Origin of the sequence: Arthrobacter sp. zg-Y750 (assembly GCF_020907365.1) — a bacterium.
Classification (GTDB): domain Bacteria; phylum Actinomycetota; class Actinomycetes; order Actinomycetales; family Micrococcaceae; genus Arthrobacter_B.
On record NZ_JAJJOC010000007.1, the window covers coordinates 122,795 to 140,449 of the forward strand.

General features: G+C 68.0%; 16 protein-coding genes. 6 read left to right on the forward strand and 10 right to left on the reverse strand.

The window, feature by feature from the left end:
* Positions 1–170: 170 nt before the first annotated feature.
* Genes LOC57_RS04870 through LOC57_RS04885 form a run of 4 tightly spaced genes read left to right on the forward strand, consistent with a single transcriptional unit; the run spans position 171 to position 4,289 of the window.
* On the forward strand, positions 171–1,631 hold the full coding sequence (locus LOC57_RS04870) for an aldehyde dehydrogenase family protein (protein WP_229958478.1): 1,461 nt from the start codon (positions 171–173) through the stop codon (positions 1,629–1,631).
* On the forward strand, positions 1,628–3,157 hold the full coding sequence (gene rfaE2, locus LOC57_RS04875; RefSeq protein WP_229958480.1) for a D-glycero-beta-D-manno-heptose 1-phosphate adenylyltransferase: 1,530 nt from the start codon (positions 1,628–1,630) through the stop codon (positions 3,155–3,157). Before LOC57_RS04870 ends, rfaE2 begins: the two co-directional genes overlap by 4 nt.
* On the forward strand, positions 3,157–4,083 hold the full coding sequence (locus LOC57_RS04880) for a glycosyltransferase family 2 protein (RefSeq protein WP_229958483.1): 927 nt from the start codon (positions 3,157–3,159) through the stop codon (positions 4,081–4,083). The genes rfaE2 and LOC57_RS04880 overlap by 1 nt, the downstream gene beginning before the upstream one ends.
* 14 nt (positions 4,084–4,097) lie before the next feature.
* A complete protein-coding gene (locus LOC57_RS04885; protein WP_227912241.1) occupies positions 4,098–4,289 on the forward strand; it encodes a DUF2795 domain-containing protein in 192 nt (63 codons plus the stop codon).
* 27 nt (positions 4,290–4,316) lie between these two features.
* On the opposite strand, the gene LOC57_RS04890 is transcribed toward LOC57_RS04885, so the two are convergent.
* From LOC57_RS04890 to LOC57_RS04910, 5 genes are all read right to left on the reverse strand, one after another.
* Positions 4,317–4,688: a hypothetical protein gene (locus LOC57_RS04890; protein ID WP_227912243.1), complete on the reverse strand. Its 372-nt coding sequence runs from the start codon at positions 4,686–4,688 to the stop codon at positions 4,317–4,319.
* A gap of 62 nt (positions 4,689–4,750) precedes the next feature.
* Positions 4,751–5,317: a DUF308 domain-containing protein gene (locus LOC57_RS04895; protein WP_227912245.1), complete on the reverse strand. Its 567-nt coding sequence runs from the start codon at positions 5,315–5,317 to the stop codon at positions 4,751–4,753.
* Between the two features lie 58 nt (positions 5,318–5,375).
* Entirely contained in the window at positions 5,376–6,716 is a 1,341-nt protein-coding gene (locus LOC57_RS04900; RefSeq protein WP_227912418.1) for an MATE family efflux transporter, read from the reverse strand.
* 22 nt (positions 6,717–6,738) lie between these two features.
* Complete coding sequence (locus tag LOC57_RS04905) at positions 6,739–8,085, reverse strand: MFS transporter (RefSeq protein WP_229958485.1); 1,347 nt, start codon at positions 8,083–8,085, stop codon at positions 6,739–6,741.
* Complete coding sequence (locus tag LOC57_RS04910) at positions 8,082–9,008, reverse strand: DUF4031 domain-containing protein (RefSeq protein ID WP_227912248.1); 927 nt, start codon at positions 9,006–9,008, stop codon at positions 8,082–8,084. Before LOC57_RS04910 ends, LOC57_RS04905 begins: the two co-directional genes overlap by 4 nt.
* Before the next feature lie 156 nt (positions 9,009–9,164).
* Between LOC57_RS04910 and LOC57_RS04915 the strand changes: the two genes are divergently transcribed.
* The gene (locus LOC57_RS04915) at positions 9,165–10,334 is read left to right on the forward strand and encodes a WD40/YVTN/BNR-like repeat-containing protein (protein ID WP_229958487.1); all 1,170 of its coding nucleotides are present in this window, start codon (positions 9,165–9,167) and stop codon (positions 10,332–10,334) included.
* A complete protein-coding gene (locus LOC57_RS04920) occupies positions 10,312–10,680 on the forward strand; it encodes a MoaD/ThiS family protein (RefSeq protein WP_229958488.1) in 369 nt (122 codons plus the stop codon). Before LOC57_RS04915 ends, LOC57_RS04920 begins: the two co-directional genes overlap by 23 nt.
* A 117-nt stretch (positions 10,681–10,797) precedes the next feature.
* On the opposite strand, the gene LOC57_RS04925 is transcribed toward LOC57_RS04920, so the two are convergent.
* The 5 genes from LOC57_RS04925 to araA all read right to left on the reverse strand — a co-directional run bounded on the left by LOC57_RS04925 (position 10,798) and on the right by araA (position 17,655).
* Positions 10,798–11,583: a transglycosylase family protein gene (locus tag LOC57_RS04925; protein ID WP_229958490.1), complete on the reverse strand. Its 786-nt coding sequence runs from the start codon at positions 11,581–11,583 to the stop codon at positions 10,798–10,800.
* A gap of 515 nt (positions 11,584–12,098) precedes the next feature.
* Entirely contained in the window at positions 12,099–13,352 is a 1,254-nt protein-coding gene (mmsB, locus tag LOC57_RS04930) for a multiple monosaccharide ABC transporter permease (protein ID WP_229958492.1), read from the reverse strand.
* Positions 13,353–13,354: 2 nt separating this feature from the next.
* Positions 13,355–14,863, reverse strand: coding sequence for a multiple monosaccharide ABC transporter ATP-binding protein (gene mmsA / locus LOC57_RS04935; RefSeq protein WP_231700512.1), 1,509 nt, complete (start codon positions 14,861–14,863; stop codon positions 13,355–13,357).
* Positions 14,864–14,968: 105 nt separating this feature from the next.
* Entirely contained in the window at positions 14,969–16,090 is a 1,122-nt protein-coding gene (chvE, locus tag LOC57_RS04940) for a multiple monosaccharide ABC transporter substrate-binding protein (RefSeq protein ID WP_229958494.1), read from the reverse strand.
* A gap of 50 nt (positions 16,091–16,140) precedes the next feature.
* The gene (gene araA, locus LOC57_RS04945) at positions 16,141–17,655 is read right to left on the reverse strand and encodes an L-arabinose isomerase (protein WP_229958496.1); all 1,515 of its coding nucleotides are present in this window, start codon (positions 17,653–17,655) and stop codon (positions 16,141–16,143) included.

Sequence of the window (17,655 nt, forward strand, 5' to 3'; positions counted from 1 at the left end):
ACCTCCCCCCGTTCTGCTGAGGGCACCCACCATAGGACTTCCGCGGCACATCTCCACCAGTAACTGCGCGCCGGCAGCGAATCGGTAACTCCCGGCGTCCGCGCAGATCCTGCGTCTGAACCGGCCCGAAAGCGGGTACGGGTCCTGTACGACGCGGCCTAAGGAGCAGCATGTCCACCACAGTTACCCCGGAAAGTACCCCGGTTTCCTCCCCGGCACCCTATCCAGTGCCGTCCGCAGGCACGGAGGACAGCATCACCATCGTGGACCCGCGGGACGGCACACCGGTGGGTAGCCTCTCGGCGGCCAGCCGCACCCAGGTGAAGTCCGCTCTGGCGGCCGCCCGCAAGGCACTGCCCGCCTGGGCGGCAACAGATCCCGCCGAACGCGGCCGGCTGCTGCGCAACGCTGCGGAGGACCTCCAGTCCCGCGCCGGGGAACTGGCGGCCTGGAACAGCAGGGAAACCGGAAAACCCGGGCCGGAGGCCCTGGCCGGGGTACGTGCCGGCGTCGCCACGCTGCAGCAATACGCCGAACTCGGACCCGTACACCGCGGCCACAGCCTCCGCGGCGCACTGCTGGCGGCCGACTACACGGTGAGCGGACCCCGCGGCGTCGCCGTGCTGCTCACCCCGTGGAACGATCCGGTGGCGGTGGCCGCGGGGCTGGCCGGCGCTGCGCTGGCGGTGGGCAACACGGTGATTGCCAAGCCCAGCGAGCGCTGCCCGCACACCGGGAACCTGCTCATGGAGATCCTCGCACCGCATTTTCCCCCGAATGTGGTCGCCGCCCTCACCGGCGGTGCGGAGGTGGGCGCCCAGCTGGCCATGGACGCCGGGGTGGACGTCCTGGCCCACGTGGGTTCCAGTGCCAGCGGCGCGCGCATCGCCCGGGCGGCCGCCTTGACCGGCGCCCACGCCATCTTGGAGAACGGCGGCAACGATCCCCTGCTGGTGGACGCCGACGTCGACCCCCGCTGGGCCGCGGAGCAGGCCGCCGTCGGGGCCTTCAGTAACAGCGGGCAGATCTGCACGGCCGTGGAACGCATCTACGTCCACCGGCACATTGCCGAAGAGTTCTGCACCGAACTCGCCGCCGAAGCGCAGCGCAGGAACCGGGAGCAGTCCGTTGCACCACTGGTGGACATCCGGCTGCGCGACGCCGTGCACCACCAGGTGTCCGAAGCAGTGGCGCAGGGCGCCGCGGCAGCGGTGGGAGGACTGATCCCGGACGGCCCGGGCGCCCACTACCCGGCCACGGTCCTGCTGGACTGTTCGGCGGAAATGTTGGTTTTCCGCGAAGAGACCTTCGGTCCCGTAGCTCCCGTGCAGGTGGTGGACAGCTTCGAGGAGGGCCTGGCCCTGGCCGCTGCGGGAGCCTATGGACTGGCCGCCACCGTCCTCACCGGCAGTCTGGCCCACGCGCAGCAGGCGGTCGCCGCACTGGACGTCGGCACGGTGAAGATCAATGCAGTGTTCGGCGGCGCACCGGGCGGGTCCGCCCAGCCGCGCCGCCGCAGCGGCCGCGGGTTCGGGTACGGCCCCGAACTCCTGGACGAGTTTTCCCTGACCAAGGTGGTCCATTTGGAGAGCCCGCCGGTCGGTCCCGGACCAGCGGGAGCGCAGCGGTGAGCCACGCGCCCGGCAGCCCGCGGCTGGATGAGGTGCGCAGCCTCTCCCCGGACTTGCCCGGAAGACTCGCTGCTGCCTCCCTGCGTGTGGCCGTCATCGGCGACGTAATGCTCGACGGCTGGTGGTCCGGCGTCACCGAGCGGTTCTGCCGGGAGGCACCGGCCCCGGTGGTGGACCTGCAGCAGAAACGCGCCGCAGCTGGCGGAGCCGCCAACACTGCCATGAATCTCCAGGCGCTGGGAGCCAGGGTGCGGCTGGGCGGGGTCACCGGCACGGACGCCGCCGGCCGGGAGTTGCGCGGCATCCTGGCCGGCGCGGGCGTTGACCTGCAGGCGCTAATCCACCACGAGGACGCACATACAGCCGCCAAAAACCGCATTGTGGCCGGCGGGCAGGTGCTGTTCCGCCTCGACGAGGGAGGCGGCGTCCCGCCCGGAGCCGAGGACCTGCTGGCAGCGTCGGTGGCTGCGCTGCTGGACGGAGCCGATGCGCTGGTGGTCTGCGACTACGGGAGCGGCCTGTTGCACGGCAGCGTCCGTGATGCCCTCGTCGCCCTGCGCGGCGGGCGCCTCACCGTAGTAGACGCCCACGACGCCGCGTTGTGGGCAAGGCTGGCTCCGGACCTGGTCACACCCAATGCCGCTGAAGCGGCCATGCTGCTGGGCAGGCCTGCCGGCCTGGACTCCGTCCCGGACCGGGCCGCTGCCGTGCGGGCCGCCGCTCCGGAGCTGCTGGCCGCGGCCGGCGCCGGCACCGCCGTCGTCACCCTGGACCGGGACGGCACGGCACTGGTGGGCGCCGACGGCGGGTTCCACCGCACCTGGGCCAGGCCGGCCTCGGAAAAGCAGGCGTCGGGGGCGGGGGACACGTTTGTTGCCTGCATGACCCTGGCCCGGGCGGCAGGCCTGCCGCTGTCCACGGCAGCGGACCTCGCACAGAACGCTGCCGACATTGTGGTCCACCGGCCCGGCACCTCGGTATGCAGCACCGCGGACCTGGAACAGCATCTGGACAGCTTCGCGGACTCGGCGTTGAGCCCTGCCGGGCTCCTCGCGCGGATCTCGGCGGAACGGGCCGCGGGCCGGCGGATTGTGCTCACCAACGGATGCTTTGACGTCCTGCACCGCGGACACACGCGCTACCTGAACCAGGCCAAGCAGCTGGGGGACATCCTGGTGGTGGCCCTGAACAGCGATGCCTCCGCCCGGCGGCTCAAAGGCCCGGGCCGGCCCATCAACACGGCCCACGACCGCGCGGGGATCATTGCCGCACTCAGCTGCGTGGACTACGTCACCGTTTTCGACACGGACACGCCCATCCCGCTGATCCGGGAGCTGCGGCCGGACACCTATGCCAAGGGCGGCGACTACTCGGCGCAGATGCTGGCGGAAACCCCCGTGGTGGAACAGTGCGGAGGACGCGTGGTGATCCTGGACTATGTGGCCGACCATTCCACTACCGCCCTGGTCTCCCGGATCCGGGCGGGCGGCAGCGGTGCCGGGGCCGGGAGCGGGAGCACGGTGTGATGCGGCGCGGGTCCGCGGACTGGGGGCTGCCGGCCACGCCCCGGCCGGCAGCAGTTGACGTGCTGATTCCCACCCGGAACCGGCCTGCGGAACTGGCAGTCACCCTGGCCGGTTTGGCCGCCCAGGACGGTCCGGACTTCAACGTCACCATCAGTGACCAGAGCACGCACGTACCCTCCTGGAACCACCCGGCCGCCGAGGCCATGGTCCGGGTGCTGGAAGCCCAGGGACACCGGGTCCGGCTGCTGCGCCACCTGCCGGCCCGGGGGCTGGCAGAGCAGCGCCATTTCCTGCTGGAAAACGCAGCGGCGCCCGCCGTGCTTTTCCTCGACGACGACGTGTGGCTGGAACCGGGCATGCTGGCCAGGCTGGCCGGCGCCCTGGCCTCGTCCGGTGCAGGGTTTGTCGGCGCCGCCGTGCAGGGGCTGTCCTATCTGCCGGACAGCCGGCCGGATGAAGAAGCCCCCTTTGAACTGTGGGACACGGGGAAGGTGGAGCCGGAAAGGATCCGGCGGGGGGAACCGGGCTTCGAACGCTGGACCCTGCACAACGCCGCCAATCTGGCGCATGTGGCTTCCCGGCTCGGCCTGCCGGCCGGAGAATGGCAGCTGTACAAAGTCGCCTGGGTGGGGGCCTGCGTCCTGTACAACCGAACGGCGCTGCTGGACTGCGGCGGCTTCGGTTTCTGGGACCAGCTGCCTCCCGGGCATGCCGGGGAGGACGTAGCGGCGCAGTGGCGCGTGATGGAACGGTACGGGGGCGCCGGGCTCGTTCCGTCCGGAGCCGTGCACCTGGAATCACCAACCACGGTTACCGACCGCTCCGCTGATGCGGCCGAGATCCTGCTCGGCGGCAGCGGGACGGCCGCCGGCAGCGGGACGGCCGCCGGCGGCGGGCAGGATGTCCACCCACCACACAACCAGTAAACGAAGGAGAACCAATGGCTGACAAACCCAGCCCGATCGACGTCCAGAAGGTCCTCGGCGGCATGGACTACCCGGCGTCGAAAAAGGACATTGTTTCCAAGGCGGAAGGATCAGGGGCGGGCGGATCCGTCTTGGAAGCCCTGAATAACCTGCCTGAGCGCCAATACGACGCCCCGACGGACATCAGCAAGGAAATTTTCGGCTAGGAACCGGCGGTTACGCCGGCGGAACATTCAGGCGGTCGGATCCGTGGGACGCGGTGCTTCGGGGTCCTCGCTGTCCGCTGCCGGGGACGGGGAGGGCCGGCCCACGCTGCCGGCGCCGCCGGGGATATTGGCCGAGCTGCGGTGGATGCCCGATCCCTGGCTCAGGTGCTCAGGGTTGGGCTTTTCCGTCATCAGCAGCAGCGAGGAAACCAGCAGGGACGCGATAAACGTGATGCCAACGGCGATGAGCCCCAGGTCCAGGCGCAGTTCCTGTTCGGCTCCGCCGGTGGCGAAGATCATGGTGGCAACACCGGCAATCAGTGCCAGCACGGCCGAGAAGATCAGCGGTGCCTTAACGGAGTTCCGCTTCTGCGGGCCTCCGGTTGAGCTGTTCGCCACTATGAATCCTCCTGCTGCGTTGGTTTGGCGCGGTTCAGTGCAGAATGCACAACGCGCGTCTCCTAGTTTACGGCCTTCGCCTGCTCCTGCGCGGCGACCCGGGAATCATGCCGGGCCCCCAGGGCGGAGATGGCAACGATGACGGCGATGACCACGGCTGCCCCGCCGGTGACGCCGAGCATGGCGCGCACACCCAGGTCGTAGACCAGCGGCACCAGGAGCCCGGATACGAGGGCTGCAGCACCCGTGATCAGCCAGTCCCGGGCCGGAAGGAACGTCCGGCGGTGCCGGACCCACAGGACTATTTCGATGACGCCGCCCAGGATCAGCGCGGCAGCGGCGGCAGGTCGGAAGGCTTCCGCTGAGGCGAAAATCAAGGTCGCGGCGCCGGCGAGGACGTAGGCCGCGGCTTCAACCAGCAGGAACGGGCGCATGGTGCCGTGGCCGCGGGACGCGGAGAGCATAGGCAGCAGTGCCGCGCCGCTCAGCAGCAGATAGGCGCCGCCGGCATAGGCCAAGACGGGTTCAGTGGGGTCCTGCCAGAAAATGGTGAGCACACCGTAGACGGCCGCCACCGCCGCCCGGACCAGCATGGGTCCCCAAGGTGCTACGGGATGGGACGCAGCCATGTGCAGAGCCTCCGCTTTCACTTTTGCCGTTACGGTGGCCGGTTGGCCACCGTCCAGCTTAGTCGCTCCCGCTTACCGCAACGGAACCGGTCAGCATCCAGGCGTCCCGGCGCACCCGCCAGCTCAGGGTGATGGCGCGGGCGCTCATGTAACCCAGTGCGAAAGCCGCCCACAGCCAGGCAATGCCGACGGCGCCCGTGCTGCCGCCGGCGGACACCCACAGCAGCAGCGGCAGATACGCCGCCAGGTTCAGCATCCCGGTCACCGCGAGGTACTTGGCATCCCCGGCACCGATCAGCACCCCGTCCAGCACAAAGACCAGTCCGCAGATCGGCTGGGATACCGCCAGCACCCACAGTCCGGCGGTCATGGCCTGCTGCACTCCGGGGTCACCGGTGAACAGGACGCCGGCCACCGGTGCCACCAGGGCCAACAGCACGCCGGTGACCACCCCGAAACCTCCACCCCAGAGGATCATGCGCCGGGTAAGGGCGCGGGCCAGCACCGTGTCCCCGGCCCCTAGTTCCTTGCCAATCATGGCCTGCGCGGCAATCGCCAAGGCATCCAGGGCGAAGGCGAGGAAGGTGAAGACGGTCATCACCAGCTGGTGCGCAGCCAGGGATTGCGGTCCCTGGGCCGTGGCCACCAGGACAGTGGCCAGCACCGCCGCCCGCAGGCTCAGGGTGCGCAGCATCAGCCACGACCCCACATGGGCGGTGGCGCGGATCCCGGACGAGGCCGGGCGCAGCGGCACGCCCCGGGCCCGTGCCATCCGGGCCACGGCCACCAGGTAGAACCCCGCCATCCCCCACTGCGCCAGGCTGGTGCCCAGGGCCGAACCGGCCACGGAGAGCGAGAAGCCGTACACCAGCAGATAGTTCAGCCCGATGTTGACGGCGAACCCCACGGTCGCCACCACCAGCGGGGTCCGGGTGTCCTGCAGCCCGCGCAGCACACCGGTGGCCGCCAGGACCACCAGCATGGCCGTCAGCCCGGGCATGGAATAACGCAGATAATCCACCGCATACCGGTGCACCTCGCCGTCGGCCCCCATGGCCGTGCACAGCTGCGGAGCCAGCAGGTAGCCCGCAGTGGAAAGCAGTACGCCCAGCAGCACCGCCAGGGCAATGCCGTCACGCCCGGCGGCGAGCGCCTTGTCCTGCCGGTTCCCGCCCAGGAAGCGGGCCACCGTTCCGGTGGTGGAATAGGCCAGGAACACCATCAGGCCGACGGCGGTCTGCAGCACCGTGGAGGCCAGGCCGACGCCGGCCAGCTGCGAAACGCCCAGATGCCCGACGATGGCGGAATCTGCCAGGAGGAACAGCGGTTCGGCGATCAGCGCGCCCAGCGCCGGCACGGCCAGGGCAAGGATCCGCCGGCTGAGTTGCCGGGAGGACATATCGGTCTTCACGCCATCCAGCCTACGGTTTGCTCCCGCGCTCCGGCGCCGCATGCCCGTGCCCGGGCCGTCCGGCGCCGTACTTCCCGGCGAAATCCTGCCCAGCGGCGGGCTGCACGGCGTCGTCCCGGCGCAGAACCAGGACCGCAACCACTGCGGCGGCCAGCAGCAGCGCGCCGACAAACAACGCCAGCGCCGGCCACCCGCCCTGCTGGAAGCAGTACCCGCCGGCCCAGCCCAGGACGCTGGAGCCCGTGTAGTAGAACAGGTTATACAGCGACGATGCCTGCGCCCTGCCCTCACGGGCCAGCATCGGCGTCCATCCCGAAGCGATGGAATGCGCGGCAAAGAACCCGCCGGTGAAGACCAGCAGTCCGGCCACGATCGCCGCTATGTTCTCTGCAAGCGTCATGGCCAGACCGGCCGCCATGGCACCGATGGAGAGCAGCAGGACCGGTTTCCGGCCGCCGTGCCCGGCCAGCCGGGCCGCCAGCGTACCGGCGGCGCGCGAGGACCAGGTGCCCGCAAGGTAGGCAAGGAACAGTGCACTGGCCACGCCCTGCGGCAGTCCGAAGGGCGGAGCGCCAAGGCGGAACCCCAGATAGTTGTACACCGCCACGAATCCGCCCATCAGCAGGAAACCCTGCAGGTAAAGGGCCAGCAGCCGCGGGCTGCGCAGGTTCGCCGCGAGCCGGGCGGCCAGCCCGTGGCCCGGCGCCGCGCGGCGCACCGGCACAAAGCCCTGTTGCCGCGGAGCGGTGAACAAAAACACCGCCGCTGCACCGGCGGCCAGCATGCTCACTGCCGCCACTCCCACCCGCCAGTTCACCAGTTCTGCCAGCGGGGCGGCCACGATGCGTCCGGCCAAGCCGCCTATGGTGGTGCCCGATACATACGTGCCGGCGGCTACCGCGGCGTGCAGCTGGCTCACTTCCTCGCTCAGGTAGGCCAGCGCCACTGCCGGGATTCCGCCCAGCGCCACCCCTTCAAGGAACCGCAGCCCCAGCAGGGCGGGCAGTCCGGGGCTCAACGGCACGGCCAGTCCGAGCACCACCGCGGCCAGGATGGCCGCCCGCATGACCGGCAGCCGGCCGAAGCGGTCCGCCGCGGCGGACCACGGAATAACCGCGGCAGCCAGGCCGAGGGTTGCCGCGGAAACGGTCAGGGCGGCGGACGACGCAGAGATGTCCATTCCGGCGGCCAGTTCGGGCAGGACGCCCTGCAGCGAATACAGCTGGGCGAACGTCGCCACGCCGGCGGCGGCCAGCCCCACCAGGACACCGCGGTAGCCCGGGCTGCCGCGCCGGTGTCCGGTAAAGGTTCCGTTCGGAGAGCCGGTGGTACCGGCACCTTTTCCGGTGCCGGTCACGGCCGGTCTCCGCTGCCGGGCCCAGCCGGACCGGGATGCCCGGACAATTCTGATCCCAGTTCCGACAGTTCGCCGCCCAGGTTGTGCCGGGCCCGGGCTTCCCAGTGCCGGCGCCCGGCCTCCGTGCAAAACAGCGGTTCCGCAGCGGCCAAGTGTGCCACCACCCGCCGTCGTCCGGCCCGGAAATCCTCGGCGGAAAGGTGCGCGTACTCCGCACGAACCGCCTGCCGGTAGGAGCGATACCGCGCGGGATCACGGGCCAGCACCGACAGGTCTGCGTCAACGAGCAGCGCTCCGTGGTGGTCCCCCGGGTCCGGAGCGTGGGCGGCAGTGAGCCGGACCAGGCGGGCGCATTCGGCCACGGCAGCGGGATCTTCTCCGGCGGCGGCCAGCAGGTCCTCCGCCAGGCAGGCGGAGGCTTCCTCGTCCTCGCCCGGCCGGCAGGCATACACCGCGTCATGGAACCAGGCAGCCAGCGCCACGGGGCGCGGAACGCTGCTGCCGGTGAGCAGATCCAGGGCTTCCAGGACCTGGAGCAGGTGCCGGCGGTCGTGGTACCGGCGGTGCGGTTCATTCCAGCGGTCCAGCAGCTGCCCGCCGAGTTCCGGCCGCCCGGGAAGAAGCCGGTTCCAGCGTTCCAGCAGCGGCCCGGCCAGGGCGGACGGGCGCTCCCGGGCAGGGATCCGCAGACCGCTGCCAATGAGGATGCGGACCAGTTCCCCGCCGGTTACGGCGACGGCGCCGCGGCGGACCAGTTTGCGGTGCAGGTGCTGCGGCACGTCGTAGTGGTCGCCGTCGAACGCCCTGGGCGAGATACCGGCGCCTTGGGCGAATGCGTGCAGCTCCTCCACACTGGTGTCGGAGACCAGATGGGAGAACAGGGTGTTGTGCGCCGGCCACATCGGCGGATCGATGTAGATCATGGGTGCCGGGCCTCCGGACGGGTGAAGAGCATCCTGTATGTCTATCGCACCGGCGCCCGCAATTGCCATGCGGTGCTGCCGCCCGGGTTTGCCGGCCGCGTACGGTCTTTACGGAAAACCCTTGTCCCAACGGACCCCCAATGCTGGAATAACCGCATGGATGACGTGCCCTCCAATCTGCCGTTCAATGCCGGCTCCGCCGAGTCTTCACCCGGGCCTTCGGGGGCTTCGGGGTCTTCCCCCGGGCCGTCCTCCACCGTCCTGGCCATCGGCACCCGCAAGGGGCTGTGGCTGGCGACCAGCAGCGACCGCGTTACCTGGGAACTGCGCGGACCGGAATTCGCCATGACTGAAGTGCCCTCGCTGGCATTCGATGCCCGCAGCGGCACGCCGCGGCTGCTGGCCGGGGTCCGCTCCGAATGGTGGGGACCCAACGTTGCCGTCTCGGAGGACCTCGGGCACACCTGGCAGGAACCGCAGGAACAGGCAATCGCTTTTCCGGAAGACACCGGGGCCACGCTGGAGAGGATCTGGCAGCTGCGTCCGGATACCGCGGACCGCCCGGGCGTGGTCTGGGCCGGCTGCGAGCCCATTTCGGTGTTCCGGTCCGAGGACGGCGGCCGCCACTTCGAGCTGGTCCGGGGCTTGTGGGACCATCCGCACCGCCCGCAGTGGGGCGCCGGTTACGGCGGTCCCGCGGCGCACACCGTCCTGCCCAGCCCCGTCGATGACAGCGTGCACGTAGCCATCAGCAGCGGCGGCGTGTACCGCTCAGATGACCGCGGGGACAGCTGGGACGCGTTCAACAGCGGCATCATCGCGGACTTTATGCCGCAGGAGTATCCCGAGTTCGGCCAGTGCGTGCACAAGGTTGCACGCGACGCCGGAAACCCGCAGCGGCTCTACGCCCAGAACCACGGCGGGGTGTACCGCAGCGACGACGCCGGAGATCGGTGGATTTCCATTGCCGACGGCCTGCCCGCGGACTTCGGGTTTGTGATGCTGGCACACCCCTCCCGTCCGGACACCATCTGGACCATACCCCTGGGCTCCGCCGGCGAGCGCAACCCTCCGCAGGGACGGCCTGCGGTTTACCGCAGCACCAGCGCGGGTGAAGACTGGGAGCGGTTCGACACCGGCCTGCCCGCCTACGACTTCAACGCGGTACTGCGCGACGCCGCGGATGTGGACACCGCCGACCCCGCCGGCATCTACTTCGGCACCAGGGGCGGCGAGGTTTATGCCAGCGCCGACGAAGGCGAAACCTTTAATCTGGTGGCCGCCAACCTTCCGGATGTGCTCTGTGTCCGCGCCGTCCGGACCTGACACCCGCTCCGCCGGCGCCGTCGGACTTCTGCTGCCCGCAGCGTTGGCCGAAGCCGTCGGCGGACAGCGCCTGCTGGTGCTGCCGCAGCGGCCCGTTTCGGGGGCTGATACCGGCGCCCATCCGGAGGCCGACGCGGCAGGCAGCATCACGGTTGCGGTGGCCTTGGACCGGCTGCGGGAGCAGCAGCCAGGGGTGTACAGCCGGATCTGCGACGAGACAGGCGCCGTGCGCCGCTACGTGAACCTCTACCTGGACGGCGAGGACATCCGGGACTTAGCCGGGCAGTCCACGGTGCTGGCTTCCGGTGCCCAGCTGCTGGTACTGCAGTCAATCGCCGGGGGCTAGGTTCGCGTTAAACAGCAGAAACGGGTGCTTCCGCGCAAGGCGGAAGCACCCGTTGTTTCTCCGGTTAGTCCCTCCAGCTGAGCTGGAAGGAACCGGTGCCAGCTGTGTGGCGGCCTATTAGGCCGGCAGCTGCAGGGTGTGACCGGTGAAGATGAGGTCGGGGTGGATGATGGTGTCGGCGTTGGCGTTGTACAGCGCCTGCCAGCCGCCCTCGATGCCGAGCTTCTCGGCGATGGCGGACAGCGTGTCACCGGACTGGATGACGTAGGTGTCACCGGACAGGGCCGGAGCCTCGGTCTGGATCGGAGCCGCTGCCTCCACCTGGATGTTCTCCGCGGTGGTCGGTGCCGGAAGCTGCTCGGCCTGCGGCTGGACATAGGTCTCAACAGGGGCTTCAACCGGAGCGGCGGCCTGCGGCTCGACGTAGGTCTGGGCCGGAGCTTCGGCAACCGGAGCGGCAGCCTGCGGCTCGACGTAGGTCTGGGCCGGAGCTTCAGCAACCGGGGCCTGGGTCTGGGCGGGGGCCGGGGTGGCAGCCTGCGGATTGGCGGTGGCACCGGTCAGGCCCAGCTTGGCGGTGCAAGCAGGCCATGCGCCGGGGCCCTGTTCAGCCAGAACGCGCTCGGCTACGGCAATCTGCTGCTCGCGGCTGGCGTTGGCCGGGTCGCCGGTACCGCCGAAAGCGGCCCAAGTGCTGGGGGTGAACTGCAGCCCGCCGGAGAAACCGTTACCGGTGTTGGTAGCCCAGTTTCCACCGCTTTCGCACTGTGCAAGCGTGTCCCAGTCCATGGTGCTGGCGTTGGCCGGAGCGGCCAGACCTGCCATACCGGCGGCACCGGCTCCGGTGATAACGGCGGCAGCGAGGCTTCGGCGTACGACACGACGGATCTTCTGGTTCTTCATCGGTTTATTAGCTCCCAAGGGTTCCACCTGCGCTCAGCCCGTCCCCGGGCTTCTCCACGCCGTCGCCTACCCCAGACATATAGAGGTCTTTTCGGTACCACGCAGCGGCGACGTACAGTGGACGCGTGGCACTCGGCATTGTGCGATTCATGCATCGGCCGCACCAGCTTTGGGTGCCGACCGCCGCCGGCCTCAGAACGGCCAGCGGTCCAGCCCTCGATCTCCGGGCTCGTTAACAACCTAAAACATCATTTTGTCGAGACCAAATCGGTATCTAATCGAAATGCAATTGTTATTGACTAAGATCCGCGTAAACAAGCGGATCGAAGCGGGTTTTGTAGAATTCGTCACTATTGATTTCGGATAACCCTCGACACATCCCCAAACCGGTCGTATTGTGTCTCGTCGCACGTTCGGGAGTGCCCCGGTATACAGGAACCGGATATGGCAGGGCTTAACGACGACGGCGGCGGACCCCGCGCAGGGAGTCCGCCGCCGTGCCGCCTGGCCAGCGACTATTTCAGGGCGTTGGACGCCTTGCGCTTGTTGAAGACGTCGAAGCCCACGGCCAGCAGCAGGACCAGCCCCTTAATGAACTGCTGGTAGTCAATGCCTACACCCAGCAGGGACATGCCGTTGTTCAGCACACCCATGATGAGGCCGCCGGTGATGGCGCCCACAATGGTGCCCACCCCGCCCGTAACCGCGGCGCCGCCGATGAAGGCTGCTGCGATGGCGTCCAGTTCGAAGAGGTTGCCGGCGCCCGGTCCGGCGGAGTTCAGGCGTCCGGTGAAGATCAGCCCGGCCAGGGCGGCCAGCACCCCCATGTTGACGAACAGCAGGAAGTCCACCCGTTTGGTGTTCACGCCGGACAGGTGGGCGGCCTGGAGGTTGCCGCCGCGGGCATAGACGTGCCGGCCGAAGACGGACCGGTTCATCACGGCGCTGTAGGCGACCACCAGGATGCCCAGGACCACCAGCACAATGGGTGTTCCGCCGCGGGAACTGGCGAGCAGGTAGGTCAGTCCCAGGATTACGACCACACCGAAGACCAGCCGCGTCAGGAACCAGGCCCGGGGCTCGTCGTCGAGGTTGAGCTTCATCCGTGCCGCACGTCCGCGCAGCTGGCTGACAACCAGCAGGGCTGCCGCCAGTACCCCCAGGCCAACGGTGGTCCAGTCAAGGATGTTGGTCTCGGCAGGGAAGAGGCCGGGGAACAGGGAGCCGCCGCCGAGCTGGCGGTACTCCTCGGGGAAACCGGTGATCCGCTGGTTGCCCAGGATGATCTGGGTCAGCCCGCGGAAGACCAGCATGCCGGCGAGGGTAACGATAAAGGCCGGGATGCCTATGTACGCCACCCAGTAACCCTGCCAGGCGCCCACCAGGGCACCCACCACGAGGGAGGCCACCAGCGCCAGCCACCAGGGCATGCCCCAGTCCCGGATCATAATGCCGGACATGGCCCCGACGAACGCGGCAACGGATCCCACGGAAAGGTCAATATGGCCGGCCACAATGATCATGACCATGCCGATCGCCAGGATCAGGATGTAGCTGTTCTGCACAATGATGTTGGCCACGTTGTCCGGCTGCAGCAGTGAACCGCCGGTCAGCACCTGGAACAGTGTCACGATAACCAGCAATGCCAGGAAGATACCGATCTGGCGCAGCCGGCTGGTGAGGAAACGTCCCGCTTCGGCAAGCCTGGAAGGCTTCTTGGAGCTCTTGGTACCGAGGGCCGGCCCCTCGCCGGCGAGTGTGGAAACCATGGTCAGTCCTTTTCCTGGGTCATGTACTGCATCAGTCGTTCGGGGGTGGCTTCATCAATGGGGACCTCAGCGGTGATTCGGCCCTGGGCCAGGGTGTAAATGCGGTCGCAGATGCCCAGGAGCTCCGGCAGTTCCGAAGAGATGACCACCACCGCTTTGCCCTGCGCGGCCAGCTCGTTGATGATCGTGTAAATCTCGTATTTCGCCCCCACATCGATTCCGCGCGTGGGTTCATCGAGGATCAGCACGTCCGGATCCGCGAACATCCATTTGGACAGGACAACCTTCTGCTGGTTGCCGCCGGACAGTTTCCCGGCAACCGCCGTGACTGACGGTGCCTTGATGTTCATGCTCTGTTTGTAGCCCTGCGCCACTACTGTTTCCTTGCCGCCGTCGACCCAGCCCCTGGAGGCCAGTTTGGTCAGGGCAGATGCGGAGATGTTCCGCTTGATGTCTTCGATGAGGTTCAGCCCGTAGCGCTTGCGGTCCTCGGTGGCGTAGGCAATGCCGTGGCCGATGGCGTCCTGCACGGTGCGGACGGTGATTTCCCGGCCGTTTTTGTAGAGTTTGCCGCTGATGTTCGTGCCGTAGCTGCGCCCGAAGATGCTCATGGCCAGCTCGGTCCGTCCCGCCCCCATCAGCCCGGCAATCCCCACGATCTCTCCCGCCCGCACAAACAGATGCGCCCGGTCGATCACGGTGCGGGTGTGCTCCGCGGGGTGGTACACCGTCCAGTCCTCCACCCGCAGCACTTCGTCGCCGATGTCCGGGACGCGGTCCGGGTAGCGGTTGGTCAGTTCCCGGCCAACCATGCCCCTGATGATCCGCTCCTCCGTGACGGAGCCGTCGTGCAGGCTCAGCGTTTCGATGGTCTGCCCGTCCCGCAGGATGGTCACGGAGTCTGCGATGGCCCGGATTTCATTGAGCTTGTGGCTGATGATGATGCAGGTGATGCCGTCGTCGCGCAGGCCGCGGACGAGCCCGAGCAGGTGCTCGGAATCCTCGTCGTTCAGGGCGGCGGTGGGCTCATCCAGGATCAGCAGCTTGACGTCCTTGGACAGTGCCTTGGCTATTTCCACCAACTGCTGCTTGCCGACGCCGATCTCCCCGGCGCGTGTAACCGGGTTGATGTCCAGTCCCACCCGGCGGAGCAGTTCGGCGGCGCGCACGTTGGTTTCGTTCCAGTTGATCCATCCCCGGGCAGACCGCTCGTTGCCCAGGAAAATGTTCTCCGCCACCGAAAGGAACGGTGACAGGGCCAGTTCCTGGTGGATGATCACCACGCCACTGCGTTCGCTGTCCTTGATGTCGCGGAACGATACCGCAGTCCCGTCCAGGAGGATCTCCCCCTCGTAGCTGCCGTGCGGATAAACCGCGGACAGGACCTTCATCAGGGTTGACTTCCCGGCGCCGTTTTCCCCGCACACCGCATGGACTTCTCCGCGGGTGACGGCGAGAAACACGTCCTGCAGCGCCTTGACGCCGGGGAACGTTTTAGTAATCCCGTTCATTTGGAGGATGTAGTCGCTCACGCGGACCTCTCTGGCCTTGCCTTGGTGGAATGGATAGTGCCCGGGCGGGCAGGCGGGCGGCTCGGTGCCGCCCGCCTGCTGCCGCTAGTCGAGGTCGGACTGCTCGTAGTATCCGCTCTCGAGCAGGACTTCCTTGTAGTTGTCCTTCGTCACAATCTGCGATTCCAGCAGGTAAGAGGGGACAACCTTCACGCCGTTGTCGTAGGTTTCCTCGTCGTTGACCTCCGGTTCCTCGCCCTTCATGAGGTCGTCCACCATCACCACCGCACGCTTCCCCAGTTCACGCACGTCCTTGAAGATGGTGGAGTACTGCTCGTCATTGACGATGGACTGCACCGACCCCACCTCGGCATCCTGTCCGGTGATGACCGGGAGGTTCTCCTCGGTGTAACCGCCGGAGCGCAGGGCCGAAATGATGCCGATGGACAACCCGTCGTACGGGGAGAGCACGCCGTCGATCTGCTGGCCGTTGCCCACGGTCAGGAGGTCCTCCATCCGGTCCTGGGCGGTGTCGGGCAGCCAGCGCAGGATCGCCGCCTGCTGGAAGTCGGTCTGCCCGCTGGGGACCTTCAGGATGCCCTTGTCCAGGTAGGGCTGCAGGGTGTCCATGGCGCCCTCCCAGAAGAAGGTGGAGTTGTTGTCATCCGGGCTGCCGGCGAACAGTTCCACGTTGAACGGTCCGGTCTGGCCGGTGTCCGTACCGTTTTCGTCCAGGATGCCCAGGCCGGTGAGCAGCGAGGTGCCCTGCTGCACGCCCACCTCGTAGTTGTCGAAGGTGGTGTAGTAGTCCACCGTGTCGGATTCGTTGATCAGCCGGTCGTAGGCAATGACGGGGATGTCCTGGGATTCGGCGGTTTCCAGCACGCCGGTGAGCGTGGTGCCGTCAATGGAGGCGATCACCAGTGCCTCGGCGCCGGCATTGATCATGTTCTCGATCTGGGAGACCTGGGTGGGGATGTCGTCGTTGGCGTACTGCAGGTCCACCTCGTAGCCGAGCGCTTCGAGCTGGGACTTCACGTTCTCGCCGTCGGCGATCCAGCGTTCGGACTGCTGGGTGGGCATGGCCACGCCAATCCGTGCGCCTTCATTCGAATCGCCGGCCTCGTCACCGCCGCCGCGGTTGCCGCTGCAGGCGCCGAGGCTCAGGGCGAGCGCCAGCGAAACCCCGCCGACGAGGGCCTGCTTCAGTGTTGGTTTCGTGCTCATTGGTGTGCCTTTCGTTGTGCCGGGGTGTCGTAGTGCCGGGGTGATCGGGGTCATAGCTTTTGGGCGAGCCGGTAGTAGGCAGCATTCCAGCGCACTTCCCGCTGGAAGGCGCGCAGTTCGGTGGAGCGGTCGATAAGCAGCAGTTCAACACCGGCCATGTCGGCGAAGTCCGTGACTACGTCAGCACCGACCGCCGTGCTGAGCACCGTGTGGTGGGCTGCGCCGGCGGTGAGCCAGGCGGCCGCAGAGGTGGCGAGGTCCGGGTGGGGCTGCCAGACGGCGCGGGCCACCGGCAGGTGCGGCAGCGGTGCGTCGGGCGGCACCACATCCACGGTGTTGGCGGTGAGCCGGAACCTGTCGCGCATATCGGACAGGGCGACGACGACGCCGGGGCCCGGGTCGGTGTCGAACACCAGCCGCACGGGGTCTTCCCGGCCGCCGATGCCCAGCGGGTGGATCTCCAGGGAGGGCCGCTGCGTGGTGAGGCTGGGGCATATTTCGAGCATGTGCGCGCCGAGGATTTTTTCTTCGCCCGGGACCAGGTGGTAGGTGTAGTCCTCCATCAGCGACGCCCCGCCCGGCAGTCCGGCACCCATGACCTTCGCGGCCCGGACCAGCATGGCGGTTTTCCAGTCGCCTTCGGCACCGAAGCCGTAGCCGTGGAACATCAACCGCTGCACGGCCAGGCCGGGCAGCTGCCGCAGCCCGCCCAGGTCCTCGAAGTTGGTGGTGAACGCGCCGAAGCCGCCCTCTTCCATGAACTGCAGCAGTCCCAGCTCCTGGCGTGCGCCGTAGCGCAGCGACTCGTGGCGGCCGCCGCCGGGGCGCAGCTCCGGTGCCAGATCGTATAGTTCCTCGTACTCGGCCACGAGCTTGTCGACGCCGGCCTCGGACTGGGCCTCCACCGCCTCAACGAGGTCGTTGACTCCCCAGGTGTTGATGGAGACCCCGAAACGCAGCTCGGCCTCCGTCTTATCCCCTTCGGTGACCGCCACGTTGCGCATGTTGTCCCCGAAGCGGGCTATGCGCAGGTCCTGCATGGCGGCCCGGCCGGCGCAGGCGCGCTGCCAGGATGCTATCTGCCCGGTGACGGCGGAGGTGGAAACGTGGCCGACGACGGTTTTGCGGGGAACCTCGAGCCGGGTGGCGATATAGCCGAATTCGCGGTCGCCGTGCGCGGCCTGGTTCAGGTTCATGAAGTCGAAGTCGATCTCGGCCCAGGGCAGCTCCACGTTGATCTGCGTGTGCAGGTGCAGCAGCGGTTTGCGCAGGGCGTCCAGGCCGCTGATCCACATCTTGGCCGGGCTGAAGGTATGCATCCAGGCGATCACGCCAATCACTGTGTCCTGCGTATTGGCCTCCAACGCTGCTTGGCGGATGGACCCGGCGTCGGTCAGGGTGGGTTTCCAGACCACCCGCACGGGCAGGCCGGCGGCCTCGAGCATGCCGACAATGGCCTGGGACTGTTCAGCGACCTGGCGCAGGGTGTCCTCGCCGTAGAGGCCCTGGCTGCCGGTCAGGAACCAGACCTCGTACGGGTCCAGGGTGGTGGTAAGCGGGCTCAA